Origin of the sequence: Luteimonas arsenica, assembly GCF_004352825.1 — a bacterium.
GTDB lineage: Bacteria > Pseudomonadota > Gammaproteobacteria > Xanthomonadales > Xanthomonadaceae > Luteimonas > Luteimonas arsenica.
The window spans coordinates 1,122,556-1,140,453 of record NZ_SJRW01000001.1; the positions used below are offsets into that span (position 1 = coordinate 1,122,556).

Genomic DNA, 17,898 nt, shown 5'->3' on the forward strand with positions numbered 1-17,898 from the left:
CGAGAGATGCCTGCCGCGATGACACACCCGAACCGCCCCCTGTCGCCGCACCTCCAGGTGTACCGCTGGCAGATCACCATGCTCATGTCGATCCTGCACCGCGCCACGGGCATCGCCCTGGTGGTTGGTGCGTTCGGGCTTGCGTGGTGGCTGCTCGCGGCCGCCGCGGGGGGTGAGGCCTACGCCTCCGCCGCCGCCTGCCTGGCCTCGCCGCTGGGGAAGGTCGCGCTGTTCGGCTTCTCGCTGTGCCTGGTCTACCACCTGCTCAACGGCATCCGCCACCTGCTGTGGGATGCCGGCTGGGGCTTCGAGATCCCCGAGGTCTACCGGTCTGGCTACGTGGTGTTCGGCCTGACGGTGGTGCTCACCGCGCTGATCTGGATCGTTGCGATGGGAGGTGCGGCATGAGCAACGTGAAGGCTGCGCCGGATTACCGCACCCCGCTGAAGAAGGCGCGCCGCCTGGGCTCGGCGAAGTCGGGCACCGGCCACTTCTGGTGGCAGCGCGTGACCGCCGTGGTGCTGGCGCTGCTGGTGCCGTGGCTGGTGGGTACCCTGGTGTCGCTGGTCGGCGCCGACCTCGGCCAGGTGCATGCCGTCTTCTCGCGCCCCTGGAACGCCATCCTGATGGCGGTGTTCGTGATGTCGCTGTTCTGGCACGCCAAGCTCGGCCTCCAGGTCGTGATCGAGGACTACGTCCACAACCGCGCCGCCGAACTCGCGCTGCTGGTGCTCAACATCCTCCTTTGCAGCCTCGGCGCGCTGGCGTCGCTGTACGCGATCGCCCGCATCGCGCTGCTGGCCTGACGAAGAAGCCGACATGACCAACGCCTACAAGATCACCGAACACAAGTACGACATGATCGTGGTCGGAGCCGGCGGCGCCGGCCTCCGCGCCACCTTCGGCCTGGCCCAGAAGGGCCTGCGCACCGCCTGCATCACCAAGGTCTTCCCGACCCGCTCGCACACGGTTGCGGCGCAGGGCGGCATCTCCGCCGCGCTCGCCAACATGGGCGAAGACGACTGGCGCTTCCACTTCTACGACACCATCAAGGGCTCCGACTGGCTGGGCGACCAGGACGCCATCCAGTACATGTGCCGCGAGGCCATCCCGGCGGTGATCGAGCTCGAGCACCAGGGCGTGCCGTTCTCGCGCACCGAGGAAGGCAAGATCTACCAGCGCCCCTTCGGCGGCATGACCACGCACTACGGCAAGGGCATCGCCCAGCGCACCTGCGCCGCGGCCGACCGCACCGGCCACGCGATGCTCCACACCCTGTACCAGCAGTCGCTGGCGCACCAGGCGGAGTTCTTCATCGAATACTTCGCGCTCGACCTGATCATGGACGAGGAGGGCGTCTGCCGCGGCGTGCTCGCCATCGACATGGCCGAGGGCACCCTGCACCTGTTCCGTGCCCAGGGCACGGTGCTCGCCACCGGCGGCTACGGTCGCGCCTACTTCTCGGCGACCTCGGCGCACACCTGCACCGGCGACGGCGGCGGCATGGCGCTGCGCGCGGGCCTGGGCCTGCAGGACATGGAATTCGTGCAGTTCCACCCGACCGGCATCTACGGCGCCGGCTGCCTGATCACCGAGGGCGTGCGCGGCGAAGGCGGCATCCTGCGCAACAGCAACGGCGAGCGCTTCATGGAGCGCTACGCGCCCAACGCCAAGGATCTGGCGTCGCGCGACGTCGTCAGTCGCTCGATGACCATCGAGATCCGCGAGGGCCGCGGCGTCGGCGAGCACGGCGACCACATCCATCTCGACCTGACCCACCTCGACCCCAAGGACATCCACGAGAAGCTGCCCGGCATCGCCGAGAGCGCGCGGATCTTCGCCAACGTCGACGTCGAGAAGCAGCCGATCCCGGTCATCCCCACCGTCCACTACAACATGGGCGGCATCCCGACCAACTACCATGGCGAAGTGGTGCAGCTGCGCGACGGCAACCCCGACGCGGTGGTGCCGGGCCTGTACGCCATCGGCGAGGCCGCCTGCGTGTCCGTGCACGGCGCCAACCGCCTGGGCTCGAACTCGCTGCTGGACCTGGTGGTGTTCGGCCGCGCGGTGGCCAACCGCTGCGCCGAGACCATCACGCCGGGCGCGCCGCACAAGCGCCTGGCCGGCGACGCCTGCGATGCGGCGCTGGGCAACCTCGACCGCCTGCGCCACGCCAACGGCGACACCCCGACCGCGGTCATCCGCGACCGGATGCAGCGTTCGATGCAGTCGCACGCGGCGGTGTTCCGCACCCAGGAGACGCTGGCCGAGGGTGTGCAGCAGATCCGCGACATCAACGCCTCCTTCGCCGACGTCAAGGTCAGCGACCGCTCGCTGGTCTGGAACTCGGACCTGATCGAGACCTTCGAGCTGCAGAACCTGCTCGGCCTGTCGCTGGCGACCATCGTGTCGGCCGAGAACCGCAAGGAATCGCGCGGCGCCCATGCCCGCGAGGACTTCCCGGACCGCAACGACGCCGAATGGCAGAAGCACACCCTGACCTGGGTGGACGAGGCGGGCAACACCCGCATCGACTACCGCCCGGTGCACATGTACACGCTCGACGACGAGGTCGAGGTCGTCCCGCCCGTTGCGCGCGTCTACTAGGATCGAAAGCAGATGGCCGAGTTCACCCTTCCCAGGAATTCCAAGGTCCACAAGGGCAAGCACTTCGCGGCGCCGGCGGGTTCCACCCGCGTGCGCCAGTTCAAGGTCTATCGCTGGAGCCCCGACGACACCGAGAACCCGCGCACCGACACCTACGAGGTCGACCTCGACAGGTGCGGGCCGATGGTTCTCGACGCGCTGATCAAGATCAAGAACGAGATCGACCCCACGCTGACCTTCCGCAGGTCGTGCCGCGAGGGCATCTGCGGTTCGTGCGCGATGAACATCGACGGCACCAACACCCTGGCCTGCACCCGCGCGATCGACGACTGCGGCAAGGGCAAGGGCGAAGTGCCGATCTACCCGCTGCCGCACATGGAAGTGGTCAAGGACCTGGTGCCGGACCTGACCCACTTCTACGCGCAGTACGCGTCCATCCAGCCCTGGATCCGCACCCAGAGCTCGCCGCCGCCGGACCAGGAGCGCCTGCAGTCGAAGGAGGACCGCGCCAAGCTCGACGGCCTCTACGAATGCATCCTCTGCGCCTGCTGCAGCACCTCGTGCCCCAGCTACTGGTGGAACGGCGACCGCTACCTGGGGCCGGCGATCTTGCTCCAGGCCTACCGCTGGATCATCGATTCGCGCGACGAGGACACCGGCACGCGCCTGGACGACCTCGAGGATCCGTTCAAGCTCTACCGCTGCCACACCATCATGAACTGCACGCGGACCTGTCCCAAGGGGCTGAACCCCGCCAAGGCCATCGGCGCGATCAAGCAGATGATGCTGGACCGCCAGGTCTGAGCGTGACGCAGGACGAGGACGCCGAACTCCGCCGCCTGCGCTGGCGCTGCCGGCGCGGCATGCGCGAACTCGACCGCCTGCTCGAGCGCTGGCTCGAGCAGGGATGGCGGGATTCCCCGACGCCCGAACGCGAAGCTTTCCTGCGGCTGCTGGACAGCGAGGACGATAGGCTGTGGAAATGGTTCCTCGGCCACGAAACTCCCGATGACGCAGCCCTCGATGCCCTGGTGCAGCGGATCCGCGCCCTGCCGCATTGACTGGCGTCCTTCGCGCTGCCTGCTGGCCGCGCTGCTGCTGTTGACCGTGCTCGCCCCGCTGGCCGTACTGGCCAGCGAGATGCCGCGCGCGGCCGCATGGCTGCTGGCCGCGGCGGCCGTCGCGCACGGGCTGTGGCTGGCGCGGCGGGAATGGCGGCGGCCATCGCGCAGCCTGCTGTTCACCGGCGACGGCCGGCTGCTGGTCGACGGCGACGAAGTCGGGGATGCAAGCCTGCAGTGGCGCGGTCCGCTGGCCTTCCTGTCCTGGCGCGATGCCGGCGGCCGTCGCGGGCGGCTCACCTGGTGGCCGGACACCCTGCCGCCGCGCTGGCGGCGTGAACTGCGGCTGGCCGTCGGCCGGCTGCCCACTGCGCGCACGGGCCCATCGGTGGCACCATAGCGGCCTTCGAGCCGGCCGAGACCCGATGTTCAAACCCCTTCCCGTCGCCATCGGCCTGCGCTACCTGCGCGCCAAGCGCCGCAACGGCTTCATCTCCTTCATCTCCCTGGCCTCGATCCTCGGCATCGCCATCGGCGTGACCGCGCTGATCACCACGCTGGCGGTGATGAGCGGCTTCCAGCGCGAGATCCGCGATCGCATGCTGCAGATGACCCAGCACGCCACCGTCAGCGCCCACGGCGAGGCGATGACCGAGTGGCGGCAGGCGGTCGAGGTCGGCACCGCCGATCCGCGCGTGGCCGCGGCGGCGCCGTACATTTCCACCGAGGCGCTGCTCTCGGGCAAGCGCCGCGAACCGGCGATGCTGCGCGGCATCGTGCCGGCCGACGAGGCACGGGTCTCGATCCTCGGCGAGCGCATGGTCGAGGGCAGCCTCGATACCCTGGAACCGCGCAGCTACAACATCGTGCTCGGCCGCGAACTGGCGCTGTGGCTGGGCGTTCGCATGGGCGACAGCGTGGTCGTGACCACCGACTTCCAGGCCACGCCCATGGGTGCGATGCCCCAGCTCAAGCGCTTCACCGTCAGCGGCATCTTCGAAGCAGGCTACCAGGAGGCCGACCGCGGCCTGGCGGTGGTCAACATCGAGGACCTGCAGCGACTGCTGCGCATGGGCGAGGGCGTCACCGGCGTGCGCCTGCAGATGCACGACATGGACCAGGCCTACGCCGTGGCCCGCGACCTGGCCCTGAAGCTGGGCGGACCCTACATGGTCAGCGACTGGACCATGGAGAACGCGCACCTGTTCCGCGCGCTGAAGCTGGAAAAGACCATGATCGCGATCCTGCTGTCGCTGATCATCGCCATGGGTGCCTTCAACCTGGTGTCCTCGCAGGTGATGCTGGTGACCGACAAGCAGTCCGACATCGCCATCCTGCGCACGCTCGGACTCACGCCGCGCGGGGTGATGCAGGTGTTCATGGTGCAGGGCACCCTGATCGGCGTGTTGGGCACCGTGCTGGGCGTGATCGGCGGCCTGACGCTGACCTTCAACCTCGAGCGCATCCTGCGCCTGATCGAGAAGGTGACCGGCGCCGAGCTGATGCCGGCCGACGTCTACTACATCACCGGCCTGCCGACCGAGCTGAGCGCGCAGGACATCACCATCGTGTCCTGCGTGGCCCTGGCCATGGCCTTCCTGGCGACCATCTACCCGGCGCGCCGCGCGGCGCGCACGGCCCCGGCGGAGGCGCTGCGCTATGAGTGATCCGGCGTTGAAGGCTGTCGCGCAGCCGCAGTCCGGCCGCCCGGATGGCGAAGTGGTCGGCGCGCATGGCCTGGGCAAGACTTATGCCGAGGGGCGCATGCGCACCCCGGTCTTCGACGGCCTCGACCTCAGCGTGGCGGCAGGGGAGACCGTGGCGATCCTCGGTGCGTCGGGCGCGGGCAAGAGCACGCTGCTGCACCTGCTGGGCGGGCTCGACACGCCGTCGGCGGGCGAGGTCTACGTGGCCGGCCAGCGCATGAGCGCTTTGTCGGACGCTGATCGCGGCCGCCTGCGCAACCGCGCGCTGGGCTTCGTCTACCAGTTCCACCACCTGCTGCCCGAGTTCACCGCGCTGGAGAACGTGATGCTGCCGGTGCTGCTGTCCGGCGCCGACGGTACGGACGCGGCTGCGCGCGCGCGCGGGCTGCTGGAGGGCGTGGGCCTCGGGCACCGTATGGAGCACAAGCCCGGCGAACTGTCCGGCGGCGAACGCCAGCGTGCGGCGGTCGCGCGCGCCCTGGTCAATCGCCCGGCCTGCGTGCTCGGCGACGAGCCCACCGGCAACCTGGACGAGAAGACCGCGGCCACGGTGTTCGAGCTGATGCTCGAGCTCAACCGCGCCGAGCGCACCAGCCTGGTCCTGGTCACCCACGACCGCAGCCTGGCCCGCAGGCTGGACCGGGTGCTGGAGCTGCACGAAGGCCGGCTGCGCGAGATCGATCCCGCTTCGGCCTGAGTCTCGATGCCGGCCCCCGGATACCGGGGCTGCTGTCCCGGCCGGTGCGGCGCGGGAAATCCTGAGGCCCGTCCGGGACGCCGGCCGATCCTACGCGCGCGGCCACCGTCGCAGGCTGGAGGTTTCCGGTCCCGGGCTTAGCGGCAATGACGACAGCAATCGCGGTTCCGCCCCTGGGCGTGGCCGCCGCCGCGGCGCTGGTGGCCGGCGCACTGGCCTGCCTGCGCCTGCCATCCCTGCCGCTGGCGTGGCTGTGCGTCGTGCTCATGGCCGCGGGTATGGCCGCCTGGTGGCGACTGCGGGGGCGCTGGCGCTGGGCGGGTGCGCTGGTCGCGGGCTTCGCGCTCTGCGGCCTGCACGCGGGAGCCTCGCTCGGCGGGCAGTTGCCCGCGTCGCAGGCGCGTGGCGATTTCACCGTGTCCGGGCGTGTCACCGGCCTGCCGGAAGTGGACGCGAAGCGCACGCGCTTCCAGTTCCGCGTCGATGACGACCCGGCGCTGCCCGACGCGCTGCGCGGCGCCAGGCTGCGCCTGTCCTGGTACGACAACGAGTGGTCGGACGAAGCATCGCGCCGCTACGAACTCCAGCCCGGCGCGGAATGGCGCCTGCAGCTGCGGCTTCGCGCGCCGCGCGGGCTGCGCAACCCGGGCGGTTTCGACGCCGAGCGCCACGCCATGGCCGCGCGCATCGTCGCCACCGGATACGTGCGCGAGCAGGCAACGGCCGAAGCGCTGCAGCCGGCCCGCGGCATCGACGCCTGGCGCGACCGCATCGCCCGGCGGATCGATGAATCCGTGCCCTCGGGTTCGGCACGCTACGTGCGCGCGCTGGCGCTGGGCGACACCCGCGGCCTCGAGGACGTTGACTGGGAGCTGCTGCGCGCCACCGGCCTGACCCACCTGATCGCGATCTCCGGCTTCCACGTTGGCCTGGTCGCCGGCTTCTTCGCGCTGCTGGGCGCGGCACTGTGGCGGCTGTTCCCGGCGCTGTGCATCCTCGTCCCCCGTCCGCAGGCCGCGGCTGCTGTTGCCTTCCTCGGCGCGCTCGGCTACGCCGCGGTCGCCGGCTTCGCCCTGCCTACGGTGCGCACCGTGCTGATGATCGCGGTGGCTGTGGCCGCGCGGCTGTGGCGGCGCCCGCTGCGCATTTCCGAATCGCTGGCGCTGGCCGCGATCGCCATCGTCCTGGTCGATCCGCTGGCCCTGCTGTCGGCGGGCTTCTGGCTCAGCTTCGGCGGCGTGGCCTGGCTGCTGTGGTGTCTGCCGCAGGCCGGCGGACGGCCGCTGCGCGATTTCCTTTCGGCGCAGTGGGTGGCGACGCTGGGACTGCTGCCGATGACCGCGATCCTGTTCGGACAGGCCTCTCTGGCCGGCCCCTTTGCCAACCTGGTGGCGATCCCCTGGTGGAGCCTGGTGGTGGTGCCGCTGTCGCTGCTGGGCACCGCGCTCGAGGGCCTGCACACGGGTTGGGGCGGCGGCGCCTGGCGCCTGGCTGCGGCCGCCTTCGACCTGTCCTGGCCGCTGTTCGAACGCCTCGGTGGCAGCCCGCTGGCGCTGGCGTGGCTGCCCGAACCGCCCTGGTTCGCGCTGCCGATGGCGCTGCTGGCCGCGTTCTGGCTGCTGCTGCCGCGCGGCGTGCCGGGCAGGTCGCTGGCGCTGCTGCTGTGGCTGCCGCTGCTGTGGCCAGACCGCCAGCTGCCGCGCCACGGCGAGGTCGAACTGGTGATGCTGGACGTGGGGCAGGGGCTGTCGGTGCTGGTGCGCACCGCCGGCCACGCCGCGCTCTACGACATGGGCCCGGCGACTCCGGACGGCTTCGACGCCGGCGAGCGCACCGTGGTGCCGGCGCTGCACGCGCTGGGCGTGCGTCGGCTCGACATCCTGGTCGCCAGCCACGCCGACGCCGACCATGCCGGCGGGCTCGACGCCGTGCGCCGCCGCTTCCCCGCGCCGGTGGTGCTGGCGCCGGAGGGCGCTGGGATCGAAGGCGCCTCGGGCTGCCTGGCCGGCAGCGGCTGGCAGCGCGACGGCGTCAGCTTCCGCTTCCTGCACCCGCCGCTGCACTTTCCCTACCTGCGCAACGAGTCCAGCTGTGTGCTGCGGATCGAAACCGCGCACGGCGCGGTCCTGCTCACCGGCGACATCGGGGAGGCCATCGAGGAGCGCTTGGCCGGTCGTTTCGCCGAGGACCTGCCGGCCGACGTGGTTCTTGTCCCGCACCACGGCTCGCGGCACTCCTCGACGGCGGGCTTCGTGGCCGCGACCTCGCCGCGACTGGCGCTGGTGTCGGCCGGACACGGCAACCGCTTCGGGCACCCGGACGCGGGCGCGGTGGCGCGCTGGGAGCGGGGCGGGGCTGAGGTCCTGGCGACGCCCGCGGGCGGGGCGATCAGGGTGAGGCTGGCCGGGCAGGGCGTCGTGGCCGGGACGGAGCGGAAGCGCCGCCCGCGATTCTGGGACGCAGTTCGCATGCAGGAACGGCAATGACCGGGCGAAGCGCGCTCTGCTGTGGGAGCGGCTATAGCCGCGATCACCGCAAGGCCATTGAAGAATCGCGGCTGTAGCCGCTCCCACACAGGAAGGGGCTGCCACAGGGGGAGGGTTGGGGCAGTATCCTATGGGCCCTGTTTTCCCCCGGGCCCGCGGCCCCAGGAGCGATACGTGCTGGAACTGGTCAAGGCAGGCGGCTGGCCGATGCTGCCCCTGCTGCTGCTGTCGGCGGTGGCGCTGGCGATCATCGTCGAACGCTTCTGGACCCTGCGTCGCAGCCAGGTGCTGCCCCCCGGCCTCGGCCGCGAGGTGCGCGACTGGGTCGGCCGCGGCGGCCAGCTGGACCCGGCCCACATCGAATCCCTGCGCGGCAACTCGCCGCTGGGCGCGCTGCTGGCCAGCGTGCTCGACATGCGCAACCACCCGCGCGACGAGATGCGTGAGCGCGTCGAAGACGTCGGCCGCCACCTCGCGCACCGGATGGAGCGCTATCTCAACGCGCTCGGCACCATCGCCGGCGCCGGTCCGCTGCTGGGCCTGTTCGGCACCGTGGTCGGCATGATCCAGATGTTCCTGGGGATCATGGACGTGGGCGTGGGCGACGTGAACGAGTTGGCCGGCGGCATCGGCAAGGCCCTGGTCTGCGCCGCGGCGGGCATGATCGTGGCGGTGCCGGCGCTGATGTTCCACCGCTACTTCCGCGGCCGCATCGACGGCTACATCGTCGAGATGGAGCACGAGGCCATCGCCCTGATGGATGCACTGGATCCGCGCAACCGTCGTCCCGCCGCCGCCGGCACCCCCGCGCACGCCGGCGGGCAGCACGCCTCCGCCGCACACAGCGGCGCGACCCGCCCGGCACAGGCCTGAGCCCCGCATGCGCATCCGCGACCGCCGCGCCGAGGACATCCCCGAGATCAACCTCGTGCCGCTGATCGACGTGATCCTGGTGCTGATCATCTTCTTCGTGGTCACCACCACCTTCGACTCGCGCTCGATGCTGAAGCTCGAACTGCCGCGCGCCGACGCCCGCCCGGCCGACAGCGAGCAGCCGGCGCTGAGCGTGCTGGTCAACGCCGAGGGCCGCTACTTCATCGACGACCGCGAGGCCCTGCGCACCGACGTCGAAGCGATCAAGGCCACGATCCTGGAAGTCGCCGGCGACGACCGCGAGCGCCCGGTGCTGCTGCGCGCCGACGCGCGTACCCCGCACCAGGCGGTGGTCACCGCGATGGACGCGCTTGGCCAGCTCGGCTTCCGCCGGGTGTCGATCGCGACCGCGCCCGAAGCCGGCGCCCGCGTCGTGCAGGATCCCGCGCAGTGAGCAGCGCCGAGGACGCGCCCGCGCCCAGCCCTTGGCAGACCTACCGCCGCCTGCTCGGCCATGCCGGCCGCTACTGGCCGCTGCTGGCGGTCGCCATGGTCGGCATGGTGGTCGAAGCCGCGGCGGGTTCGGCCTTCGTCTGGCTGATGAAGCCGCTGACCAACGACGGCTTCGTCGACCCCAAGCCGGAGATGGCCTTGATCCTGCCGCTGGCGATCATCGGCCTGTTCCTGCTGCGCGGCGTGGCCACCTTCTGCACCGACTACGGCATCGCCCGCGCCGGCCGCAGCGTGGTGCGCGACCTGCGCGAACTGGTGCTGGGCAAGTACCTGCGCCTGCCCAGCAGCCGCTTCGACACCGAAGCCGTGCCGCAGATGGTCAGCCGCCTGAACTTCGACACCGAGCAGGTCACCCAGGCCAGCGCCGACGCGCTGAAGATGATCATCGCCGACGGCCTGACCATCGTGTTCCTGCTCGGCCTGATGCTGTACACCAGCGTCAAGGTCACCATGGCGATGATCCTGATCGCGCCGCTGATCGGCGTCCTGGTCTGGTACGTGGGCGGCCGCTACCGCCGCATCAGCCGCGGCATCCAGACCGGCATGGGCGAGCTGGCGCACAGCGCCGAGCAGTCGCTGGCCGCGCAGCAGGACGTGAAGGTGCACGGCGCCCAGGCCTTCGAGCAGACGCGCTATTCCGCGCTGGCCAACCGCGTGCTGCGCCTGAACCTGAAGGTCGAGGCCACGCGCGCGATGTCCTCGGCGCTGGTGCAGGTGCTGGCCGCGTTCGCGCTGGCGGCGATCGTCTGGGTCGCGATCCACGAGGCCCTGGAAGGGCGCCTGGATCCCGGCGAGTTCATGCAGCTGATGACCGCGATGATGGGCATCATTCCTTCGCTGCGCCGGATCACCAACGTGCAGAGCGTGATCGGCCGCGGCGTGGCCGCCGCCGAGCGCCTGTTCGCGATCCTCGACGACGAGGAGGAAGACGACCGCGGTCGCCATGCCGTCGAGCGCGCGCGCGGCGAACTGGTTTTCGACGACGTGGGCCTGCGCTACGCCCGCGGCGACGGCAGCGCGCTCCAGGACGTCAGCTTCCGCGCCGCGCCCGGCACCGTCACCGCCATCGTCGGGCGCTCGGGCAGCGGCAAGACCAGCCTGGTGCGCCTGGTGCCGCGCTTCTACGAACCGACGTCGGGGCGCATCACGCTGGACGGCGTGCCGCTGTCCGACTACCCGCTGGCCGACCTGCGCCGGCAGATCGCCCTGGTCGGCCAGCGCGTGGCCCTGTTCGACGACACCGTGGCCGCCAACATCGCCTACGGCATCGATGCACCGGTGGAATCCATCCGCGCCGCGGCCGAAGCCGCCAACGCCTGGGAGTTCATCGAGCGCCTGCCGCAGGGCCTGGACACGCCGATCGGCGAGAACGGCTCGCTGCTGTCGGGCGGCCAGCGCCAGCGCCTGGCGATCGCCCGCGCGATCCTGCGCGACGCCCCGATCCTGATCCTCGACGAAGCCACCGCCGCGCTCGACACCGAGTCCGAACGCCTGGTACAGGACGCGCTGCAGCGCCTGATGCCCGACCGCACCACGCTGGTGGTCGCGCACCGGCTGTCGACCATCGAACATGCCGACCAGGTGCTGGTCTTCGACCAGGGGCGCATGGTGGAGCAGGGCACCCACGCCGAGCTGCTGGCGCGCGGCGGCCTGTACGCCCACCTCCACGCCATGCAGTTCCGCGAGGGCGGCGCGGCATGAGCGGACGCGAGGCGCCGAAATGGTGGTACGAGCCGGGCGCGCGCGTGCCGATGTGGGCGCGCGCGGTGGCGCCGCTGTATGCCGCCCTGGTCGCGCTGCGCGCGCGACTGTACGGCATGGGCCTGCTGCGCACGCAGAGATTGAAGCTGCCGGTGCTGGTGGTCGGCAACCTGGTGGCCGGCGGCAGCGGCAAGACCCCGCTGACCATCGCCATCGTCGAACGCCTGCGCGCCGAGGGCTGGAACCCGGGCGTCGCCACCCGCGGCTACGGCCGCGCCGACGATTCGAAGGCGCTGTGGGTCGAGCCCGCCACGCCGCCCGCGCGTGCCGGCGACGAGCCGGTGCTGATCGCCCGTCAGACCGACGTCAAGGTGCGCGTCGACCGCGACCGCGTCGCCGCCGCCCGCGCGCTGGCCAAGGCCGGCTGCGACATCGTGGTCTGCGACGACGGCCTGCAGCACTACGCCCTGGGCCGCGACATCGAGATCGAAGTGATCGACGGCCGCCGCCGCCACGGCAACGGCCTGCCGATTCCCGCCGGCCCTTTGCGCGAACCCGTCGAACGCGGGGCCCGCTGCGACTTCCGCGTGCTCAACGTCGGCAGCGATCCCGACCTGGCCGCCGGCTTCGGCGAATGGCCGATGTGGCTGGCCCCGGGCGAAGTCGTGCCCCTGGTCGGCGGCCGCACCCTGCCGCTGTCGGCCTTCGCCGGCCGCCGCGTGCACGCCGTGGCCGGCATTGGCGACCCCGAGCGCTTCTTCGCCATGCTGCGCGACCTCGGCATCGCCGTGGTCCCGCACGCCTTCCCCGACCACCACGCCTATACCGCGGACGACCTGCGCTTCGGCAGCGACCTGCCGGTGCTGATGACGGCCAAGGACGCGGTGAAGTGCGCGGCCTTCGTCAACGAGAAGCACTATGCGGTGCCGGTGAGCGCAGAACTGCCGGAGGCGTTCTGGGTCGCGTTGGCCGCGAGATTGCCCCCATCTGCACTTCGGGCATCGCCATGACCGCCCCCTTCGTCGTCGCCATCCCCGCCCGCTACGCCGCCACCCGTCTCCCCGGCAAACCCCTGCGCCTGCTCGCTGGCGAACCCCTGGTCCTCCACGTCGCCCGCCGCGCGCTTGCCGCCGGCGCCGATGAGGTCTGGGTCGCCGCCGACGACGCGCGCATCGCCGATGCGCTGGCCGACAGCGGCGTGCGCATCGCCATGACCTCGCCCGACCATGCCTCCGGCAGCGACCGCCTGGCCGAATGCGCCGCCATCGCCGGCTGGTCCGACGACACGGTGGTGGTGAACCTGCAGGGCGATGAACCCTTCGCCCCCGCCGCCGGTATCCGCGCCGTGGCTGCGGCGCTGGTCGACTCCGGCGCCGACATGGCCACCCTGGCCACGCCGGTGGAGGATGCCGCCACGCTCGCCGACCCCAACGCCGTGAAGCTGGTCCGCGCCGCCAGCGGCGACGCCCTGTACTTCAGCCGCGCGCCCATTCCCTGGCCCCGCGACGCCTGGGCCAGCGACGAAGGCCGCGCCCGGCTGCCTGCCGGCGGCCACTGGCTGCGCCACATCGGCATCTACGCCTACCGCGCGGGCTTCCTGAAGCGCTTTGCCGCGCTGCCGCCCACGCCGCTGGAGCGCACCGAATCCCTGGAGCAGCTGCGCGCCCTGGAGCACGGCCACCGCATTGCCGTGGCCCTGTCCCCGGAGCCGTTCCCGCCCGGCGTGGACACGCCGGAGGACCTGGAGCGCGCCGCGCGTCGCTTGGCCTGAGGCGGCACTTTCGCGGCGATCCCCAGCGTGTATGATCGGAATTTCCTGGGGAATCGGAATCGAGGTGCGGAAAATGAATCTGAGGAAGTCGCTTGCCTGCCTGGTGGTGATGTTCGCGGTGTCCGGCGTGGCGCTGGCCAGCAAGGCCAGGGTCGACGCAACCAAGGGCTCCTTCGCCGAACAGCGCGCGCAGATCGAAGCCGACCTCGCCGATGGCGAAACCTATTCCGAGATCAGCAATGGCGACCGTGCCACCGTCGCCACCGAGCTCGGCAAGATGGAGACGCTGCTCCGCGGCCGCTCCGTGTCCGAGCTCAGCGAGGCCGAGAAGGTCGAGCTCATGAACTCGCAGGAGCTGATCAACACCCGGCTGACCAAGGCGAGCGAAGACAGCCGCATGGTGTGTCGTCGCGAGCCGGTGGCAGGTACGCGCCTTCCGCGCAGCCAGTGCCTGACGGTCGCCCAGCGCCGCCGCCAGCGCGAGCAGTCGCAGGACGCTCTCGAAGCGCACTACCGTGGGTTCGCGCCCGTCGGCGAGCCCTGAGCGGGTCCGGCCCGGCGCCGGGACAGGCATAATCCAGGCCATGGATGCCGCCGCGCTTGCTCCCGAGTTCCCGCCGGGCCTTGAATGGCTGAATACCACCGGGCCGCTGCGCATGTCGCAGCTGCTCGGTCGTGTTTCAGCGCTGGCCTTCGTCAACGCCGGTTCGGCCTGGTGCACCCAGACCCTGGTCGACCTGGGTCACCTGCGCAACCGGCACCCGGACCGTCTCAACGTGGTCGCGGTCAACGTGCCGCGCTTCGACCATGAGCGTGAACCCCGGCGCGCCGGCAAGCGACTCGCCCGCAACAAGTTCGAGTTCCCGGTCGCCCACGATGCGGACTGGGCGCTGTGGCAGCACTACGGCATCGAGGCCTGGCCCACCGTGGTCCTGCTCGATGCCGAGGGCCGTGTCCGCGACCGCTTCGTGGGCGACGGCCAGCTGCGCGAGATCGACGCCGCAGTCAGCCGCCTGCAGGCCGAAGCCACGCCGCGTTCGTTCAACGCCGAGCGCGTCGAAATGCGCCGCGGCGGCGAGCCCATGCTGCCGCTGCGCTTCCCCGTAGGCCTGGCGCTGTCGGGCAACTATCTGTACGTCGCCGACAGCGGCCACCACCGCGTGCTCGAATGCGACCTCAGCGGCCGCGTGCTGCGGCAGTTCGGCAGCGGTGGTTCGGGTTTCATCGACGGTCCGATGGAACTCGCCGCGTTCAACCGCCCGCACGGGCTGTGCATCGAGCGTGACACGCTGTACATCGCCGATACCGGCAACCACGCCGTGCGTCGCATCCAGCTGCGCGGCGGCGACATCGACACCGTGGTCGGCGCCGGCCGGCCGGGCACGCCGAAGGAAGGCCCCGTGGCCGACCCGCGCATGGTGGCCCTGGACCAGCCGCGTGCGGTATCGCTGGCGGCAGGCACGCTCTACATCGCCACCGCCGGCGACAACCGCGTGTGGCGCTTCGACCTCGGTGCGCCGGGGCTGTCGCTGGTGGCCGGTTCCGGCCAGCTGGCGATCGCGGACGGCGTCCGCGATGCGGCGTCCTTCGCCGAACCCTCGTCGCTGGCCGCGGTGCAGCAGGCGGTCTACGTCTGCGATGCCGCGGGCTCGGCGGTCCGTTCGGCCAGCGCGGTGACCGGCAAGGTCACCACCGTCCTCGGCCAGGACGCCTGGAGCCACGGCAACGCCGACGGGGCGCGCGCCGATGCGCGCCTGCAGCAGCCCCAGGCCATCGCGCTCGACCCGGGATCGCCGGTGCTGTGGATCGCCGACAGCGGCAACGACAGCCTGCGCTCGCTGCGCCTGGGCGGTGGTGAGCTCACCACCGTGCAGCTGCCGCAGCGCCTGCACTCGCCGGGCGGACTGGCAGTCGCCGATGGGGTGGTCTGGATCGCCGACACCGATGCCCACGCGGTGCTGCGCTACGACACGCGGGACGGCAGCCTGAAGCACGTTCCGATCGGCGAATGACCGCCGCCGGCGGCCCCCCGGAGCCCGCCGCGCCGTCCGCGCCCCCCTTCGACGGCAAGGACTTCGTGCGCGGCCTGAGCACCGCGCCGGGCGTCTACCGCATGTACGACGCGGCCGACAACGTGCTCTACGTCGGCAAGGCCGGCGCGCTGAAGAAGCGCGTGGCCAGCTACTTCAGCGCCAGCCCCAAGAGCGCCCGCATCATGTCGATGCTGGTCCAGGTCGCACGCATGGAGGTCACGGTCACCCGCACCGAGGCCGAGGCGCTGCTGCTGGAGAACCAGCTGATCAAGTCGCTGAAGCCGCGCTACAACGTGCTGCTCAGGGACGACAAGAGCTACCCGCACCTGCTGCTGACCCGCGAGGACTGGCCGCGCATCGCGCTCCACCGCGGCCCGCAGTCGGTGCCCGGGCGCTACTACGGCCCGTATCCCGGGGTGATGGCCGTGCGCGAGACGCTCAACCTGCTGCACAAGCTGTTCAAACTGCGCAGCTGCGAGGACAGCGTCTTCAAGAACCGCACGCGGCCCTGCCTGCAGTACCAGATCGGCCGCTGCAGCGCGCCCTGCGTGGGCCTGGTCGAAGCGGCCGAGTACGAAGCCGCCGTGCGCCGCGTGCGCCTGTTCCTGGAAGGCCATAGCGACGAACTGCTGGATGAACTCGGCAACGCCATGGAGGCCGCCAGCGAACGCCTGGCCTTCGAAGAGGCCGCGCGCCTGCGGGACACGCTCACCAGCCTGCGCAGCATGCAGGCCCGCCAGTATGTCGACGGCCGCGCCGCCGACCTCGACGTGCTCGCCGTCGCCATGCAGGGTGCCAACGCCTGCGTCCTGCTGCTGGCCTTCCGCGACGGCCGCAACTTCGGCACCCGCGCCTTCTTCCCGAAGACCAACGGCGCGGAAGATCCCGCCGAAGTGCTGTCCGCCTTCGTCGCCCAGTACTACACCGCGCACTCGCCGCCGCGCGAGATCGTGCTCGACCGCGCGATCGAGGACGTGCCGGTGCTGGAGGAGGCTTTTGCGCTGAACGCCGGCCACAAGGTCACCATCAAGACCAGCGTCCGCGGCGAGCGCGCCGGCTACCTCGACCTCGCGCGCCGCAACGCGGAGAACTCGCTGGCCACCCAACTCGGGAGCCAGGCCGCCCAGACCGCGCGCGCGGAATCGCTGCGCGAGCTGCTGGGCCTGGCCGAACCCGCCAGGCGCATCGAATGCTTCGACATCAGCCACACCATGGGCGAGGCGACGGTCGCCTCCCAGGTGGTGTTCGACGCCGAAGGCCCGGTGCGCGGCCAGTACCGCCGCTACAACATCAGCGGGATCGAACCCGGCGACGACTACGCCGCCATGCACCAGGCCCTGACCCGGCGCTTCAAGCGCGCCGCCGGCAACGACGACGCCGTGCTGCCCGACCTGCTGCTGATCGACGGCGGGGCAGGGCAGGTGGCCCAGGCGAACGACGTGCTGGCGGAGCTCGGCATCCCCGGCATCACCGTGGTCGGCGTGGCCAAGGGCGAGGCGCGCAAGGCCGGCGACGAAACCCTGCTGCTGCCGGATGGACGCGAGCTGAAGCCCGGCGCCGCATCGCCCGGCCTGCAGCTGGTGCAGCAGGTGCGCGACGAAGCGCACCGCTTCGCCATCACCGGCCACCGCGGTCGCCGGCAGAAGGCGCGCAGCAGCAGCCGGCTCGAGGACATCCCCGGCATCGGCCCGCGTCGGCGCGCCGCTTTGCTCAAGCATTTCGGCGGCCTGGGTGGGCTGCGTGCGGCCGGCGTGGCCGAGATCGCGCGCGTGGACGGCGTCAATCTCGCCCTTGCCGAACGGATTTACGCCACACTGCACGGGTTGGACGCCCCCGGAACCCCATGACCCTGACGCTTCCCACCTGGTTGACCCTGCTGCGCATCGTGATGATCCCGGTGCTGGTGCTGACCTTCTACCTGCCCTGGCAGTGGAGCAATTTCGCCTCCGCCGCCGTGTTCGGCCTGGCCGCCTTCACCGACTGGCTGGACGGCTGGATCGCCCGCCGCTACCAGCTCTCGTCCGCGTTCGGTGCCTTCCTTGATCCCGTGGCCGACAAGCTGATGGTGGCCACCGCCCTGTTCCTGATCGTGCAGGGGCATCCCACCCCGTGGATGGCGTTCTGGGCGGCGGTGATCGTGGGCCGCGAGATCGCGGTCTCGGCCCTGCGCGAATGGATGGCCGAACTCGGCCAGCGCGCCACCGTGAAGGTGGCGACCATCGGCAAGATCAAGACCGTGGCGCAGATGGTGGCGCTGCTGTGCCTGCTGTATGCCGTGACCCCGGACAAGGATCCCCCGCGCCCCGAGCCCTGGCTGGGCGGCCCGATCTTCCACATCGGCGACTGGATGCTGGCGGTGGCCGCCCTCCTGACCCTGTGGTCGGCCTTCCTCTATCTGCGCGCCGCCTGGCCGGCGCTCCGCGAAGGCGAGCGGCGCCAGTGATTCC

The 17,898-nt window shown here is 71.2% G+C and carries 18 protein-coding genes; all 18 read left to right on the forward strand.

Annotated features, from left to right (window positions below; genetic code table 11):
- Window positions 1–18: 18 nt before the first annotated feature.
- The 18 genes from sdhC (at window position 19) to pgsA (ending at window position 17,894) form a co-directional block, all read left to right on the forward strand.
- Window positions 19–408, forward strand: coding sequence for a succinate dehydrogenase, cytochrome b556 subunit (gene sdhC / locus E2170_RS05080; RefSeq protein WP_132999514.1), 390 nt, complete (start codon window positions 19–21; stop codon window positions 406–408).
- The gene (sdhD, locus tag E2170_RS05085) at window positions 405–806 is read left to right on the forward strand and encodes a succinate dehydrogenase, hydrophobic membrane anchor protein (RefSeq protein ID WP_132999515.1); all 402 of its coding nucleotides are present in this window, start codon (window positions 405–407) and stop codon (window positions 804–806) included. Before sdhC ends, sdhD begins: the two co-directional genes overlap by 4 nt.
- Window positions 807–819: 13 nt before the next feature.
- The gene (gene sdhA / locus E2170_RS05090; RefSeq protein ID WP_132999516.1) at window positions 820–2,610 is read left to right on the forward strand and encodes a succinate dehydrogenase flavoprotein subunit; all 1,791 of its coding nucleotides are present in this window, start codon (window positions 820–822) and stop codon (window positions 2,608–2,610) included.
- A gap of 12 nt (window positions 2,611–2,622) precedes the next feature.
- The gene (locus E2170_RS05095; protein WP_132999517.1) at window positions 2,623–3,414 is read left to right on the forward strand and encodes a succinate dehydrogenase iron-sulfur subunit; all 792 of its coding nucleotides are present in this window, start codon (window positions 2,623–2,625) and stop codon (window positions 3,412–3,414) included.
- 59 nt (window positions 3,415–3,473) lie between these two features.
- The gene (locus E2170_RS05100) at window positions 3,474–3,671 is read left to right on the forward strand and encodes an FAD assembly factor SdhE (RefSeq protein WP_133000028.1); all 198 of its coding nucleotides are present in this window, start codon (window positions 3,474–3,476) and stop codon (window positions 3,669–3,671) included.
- Window positions 3,619–4,071, forward strand: a complete 453-nt coding sequence (locus E2170_RS05105) for a protein YgfX (protein ID WP_243708057.1) — start codon at window positions 3,619–3,621, stop codon at window positions 4,069–4,071. The genes E2170_RS05100 and E2170_RS05105 overlap by 53 nt, the downstream gene beginning before the upstream one ends.
- Window positions 4,072–4,096: 25 nt before the next feature.
- Window positions 4,097–5,338 (forward strand): lipoprotein-releasing ABC transporter permease subunit, encoded by a 1,242-nt coding sequence (locus tag E2170_RS05110; RefSeq protein ID WP_132999518.1) that lies wholly within the window; start codon window positions 4,097–4,099, stop codon window positions 5,336–5,338.
- Window positions 5,331–6,074 (forward strand): lipoprotein-releasing ABC transporter ATP-binding protein LolD, encoded by a 744-nt coding sequence (gene lolD, locus E2170_RS05115; protein ID WP_165942158.1) that lies wholly within the window; start codon window positions 5,331–5,333, stop codon window positions 6,072–6,074. The genes E2170_RS05110 and lolD overlap by 8 nt, the downstream gene beginning before the upstream one ends.
- Window positions 6,075–6,220: 146 nt before the next feature.
- Complete coding sequence (locus tag E2170_RS05120; RefSeq protein WP_132999519.1) at window positions 6,221–8,560, forward strand: DNA internalization-related competence protein ComEC/Rec2; 2,340 nt, start codon at window positions 6,221–6,223, stop codon at window positions 8,558–8,560.
- Window positions 8,561–8,734: 174 nt separating this feature from the next.
- A complete protein-coding gene (locus E2170_RS05125; RefSeq protein WP_132999520.1) occupies window positions 8,735–9,433 on the forward strand; it encodes a MotA/TolQ/ExbB proton channel family protein in 699 nt (232 codons plus the stop codon).
- Window positions 9,434–9,440: 7 nt separating this feature from the next.
- Complete coding sequence (locus E2170_RS05130; protein ID WP_132999521.1) at window positions 9,441–9,887, forward strand: ExbD/TolR family protein; 447 nt, start codon at window positions 9,441–9,443, stop codon at window positions 9,885–9,887.
- Window positions 9,884–11,647, forward strand: coding sequence for a lipid A export permease/ATP-binding protein MsbA (gene msbA, locus E2170_RS05135; RefSeq protein ID WP_132999522.1), 1,764 nt, complete (start codon window positions 9,884–9,886; stop codon window positions 11,645–11,647). Before E2170_RS05130 ends, msbA begins: the two co-directional genes overlap by 4 nt.
- On the forward strand, window positions 11,644–12,657 hold the full coding sequence (gene lpxK, locus E2170_RS05140) for a tetraacyldisaccharide 4'-kinase (protein WP_132999523.1): 1,014 nt from the start codon (window positions 11,644–11,646) through the stop codon (window positions 12,655–12,657). The genes msbA and lpxK overlap by 4 nt, the downstream gene beginning before the upstream one ends.
- Complete coding sequence (gene kdsB, locus E2170_RS05145) at window positions 12,654–13,418, forward strand: 3-deoxy-manno-octulosonate cytidylyltransferase (RefSeq protein WP_132999524.1); 765 nt, start codon at window positions 12,654–12,656, stop codon at window positions 13,416–13,418. The genes lpxK and kdsB overlap by 4 nt, the downstream gene beginning before the upstream one ends.
- Window positions 13,419–13,491: 73 nt before the next feature.
- Complete coding sequence (locus E2170_RS05150) at window positions 13,492–13,962, forward strand: hypothetical protein (protein WP_132999525.1); 471 nt, start codon at window positions 13,492–13,494, stop codon at window positions 13,960–13,962.
- A gap of 40 nt (window positions 13,963–14,002) precedes the next feature.
- Window positions 14,003–15,430, forward strand: coding sequence for a redoxin family protein (locus E2170_RS05155; RefSeq protein WP_132999526.1), 1,428 nt, complete (start codon window positions 14,003–14,005; stop codon window positions 15,428–15,430).
- Window positions 15,427–17,298 carry an excinuclease ABC subunit UvrC gene (uvrC, locus tag E2170_RS05160; protein WP_132999527.1) on the forward strand — a complete coding sequence of 624 codons (1,872 nt, stop codon included), beginning with the start codon at window positions 15,427–15,429 and terminating at the stop codon, window positions 17,296–17,298. Before E2170_RS05155 ends, uvrC begins: the two co-directional genes overlap by 4 nt.
- Window positions 17,295–17,894 (forward strand): CDP-diacylglycerol--glycerol-3-phosphate 3-phosphatidyltransferase, encoded by a 600-nt coding sequence (gene pgsA / locus E2170_RS05165; RefSeq protein ID WP_132999528.1) that lies wholly within the window; start codon window positions 17,295–17,297, stop codon window positions 17,892–17,894. The genes uvrC and pgsA overlap by 4 nt, the downstream gene beginning before the upstream one ends.
- Window positions 17,895–17,898: the final 4 nt, after the last annotated feature.

What these genes read in the sequence shown, in the direction of transcription:
- sdhC (WP_132999514.1), top strand. Translation starts at nt 19, where the DNA reads ATGACACACCCGAACCGCCCCCTGTCGCCGCACCTCCAGGTGTACCGC.
- sdhD (WP_132999515.1), top strand. Translation starts at nt 405, where the DNA reads ATGAGCAACGTGAAGGCTGCGCCGGATTACCGCACCCCGCTGAAGAAG.
- sdhA (WP_132999516.1), top strand. Translation starts at nt 820, where the DNA reads ATGACCAACGCCTACAAGATCACCGAACACAAGTACGACATGATCGTG.
- E2170_RS05095 (WP_132999517.1), top strand. Translation starts at nt 2,623, where the DNA reads ATGGCCGAGTTCACCCTTCCCAGGAATTCCAAGGTCCACAAGGGCAAG.
- E2170_RS05100 (WP_133000028.1), top strand. Translation starts at nt 3,474, where the DNA reads ATGCGCGAACTCGACCGCCTGCTCGAGCGCTGGCTCGAGCAGGGATGG.
- E2170_RS05105 (WP_243708057.1), top strand. Translation starts at nt 3,619, where the DNA reads ATGACGCAGCCCTCGATGCCCTGGTGCAGCGGATCCGCGCCCTGCCGC.
- E2170_RS05110 (WP_132999518.1), top strand. Translation starts at nt 4,097, where the DNA reads ATGTTCAAACCCCTTCCCGTCGCCATCGGCCTGCGCTACCTGCGCGCC.
- lolD (WP_165942158.1), top strand. Translation starts at nt 5,331, where the DNA reads ATGAGTGATCCGGCGTTGAAGGCTGTCGCGCAGCCGCAGTCCGGCCGC.
- E2170_RS05120 (WP_132999519.1), top strand. Translation starts at nt 6,221, where the DNA reads ATGACGACAGCAATCGCGGTTCCGCCCCTGGGCGTGGCCGCCGCCGCG.
- E2170_RS05130 (WP_132999521.1), top strand. Translation starts at nt 9,441, where the DNA reads ATGCGCATCCGCGACCGCCGCGCCGAGGACATCCCCGAGATCAACCTC.
- lpxK (WP_132999523.1), top strand. Translation starts at nt 11,644, where the DNA reads ATGAGCGGACGCGAGGCGCCGAAATGGTGGTACGAGCCGGGCGCGCGC.
- kdsB (WP_132999524.1), top strand. Translation starts at nt 12,654, where the DNA reads ATGACCGCCCCCTTCGTCGTCGCCATCCCCGCCCGCTACGCCGCCACC.
- E2170_RS05150 (WP_132999525.1), top strand. Translation starts at nt 13,492, where the DNA reads ATGAATCTGAGGAAGTCGCTTGCCTGCCTGGTGGTGATGTTCGCGGTG.
- E2170_RS05155 (WP_132999526.1), top strand. Translation starts at nt 14,003, where the DNA reads ATGGATGCCGCCGCGCTTGCTCCCGAGTTCCCGCCGGGCCTTGAATGG.
- uvrC (WP_132999527.1), top strand. Translation starts at nt 15,427, where the DNA reads ATGACCGCCGCCGGCGGCCCCCCGGAGCCCGCCGCGCCGTCCGCGCCC.
- pgsA (WP_132999528.1), top strand. Translation starts at nt 17,295, where the DNA reads ATGACCCTGACGCTTCCCACCTGGTTGACCCTGCTGCGCATCGTGATG.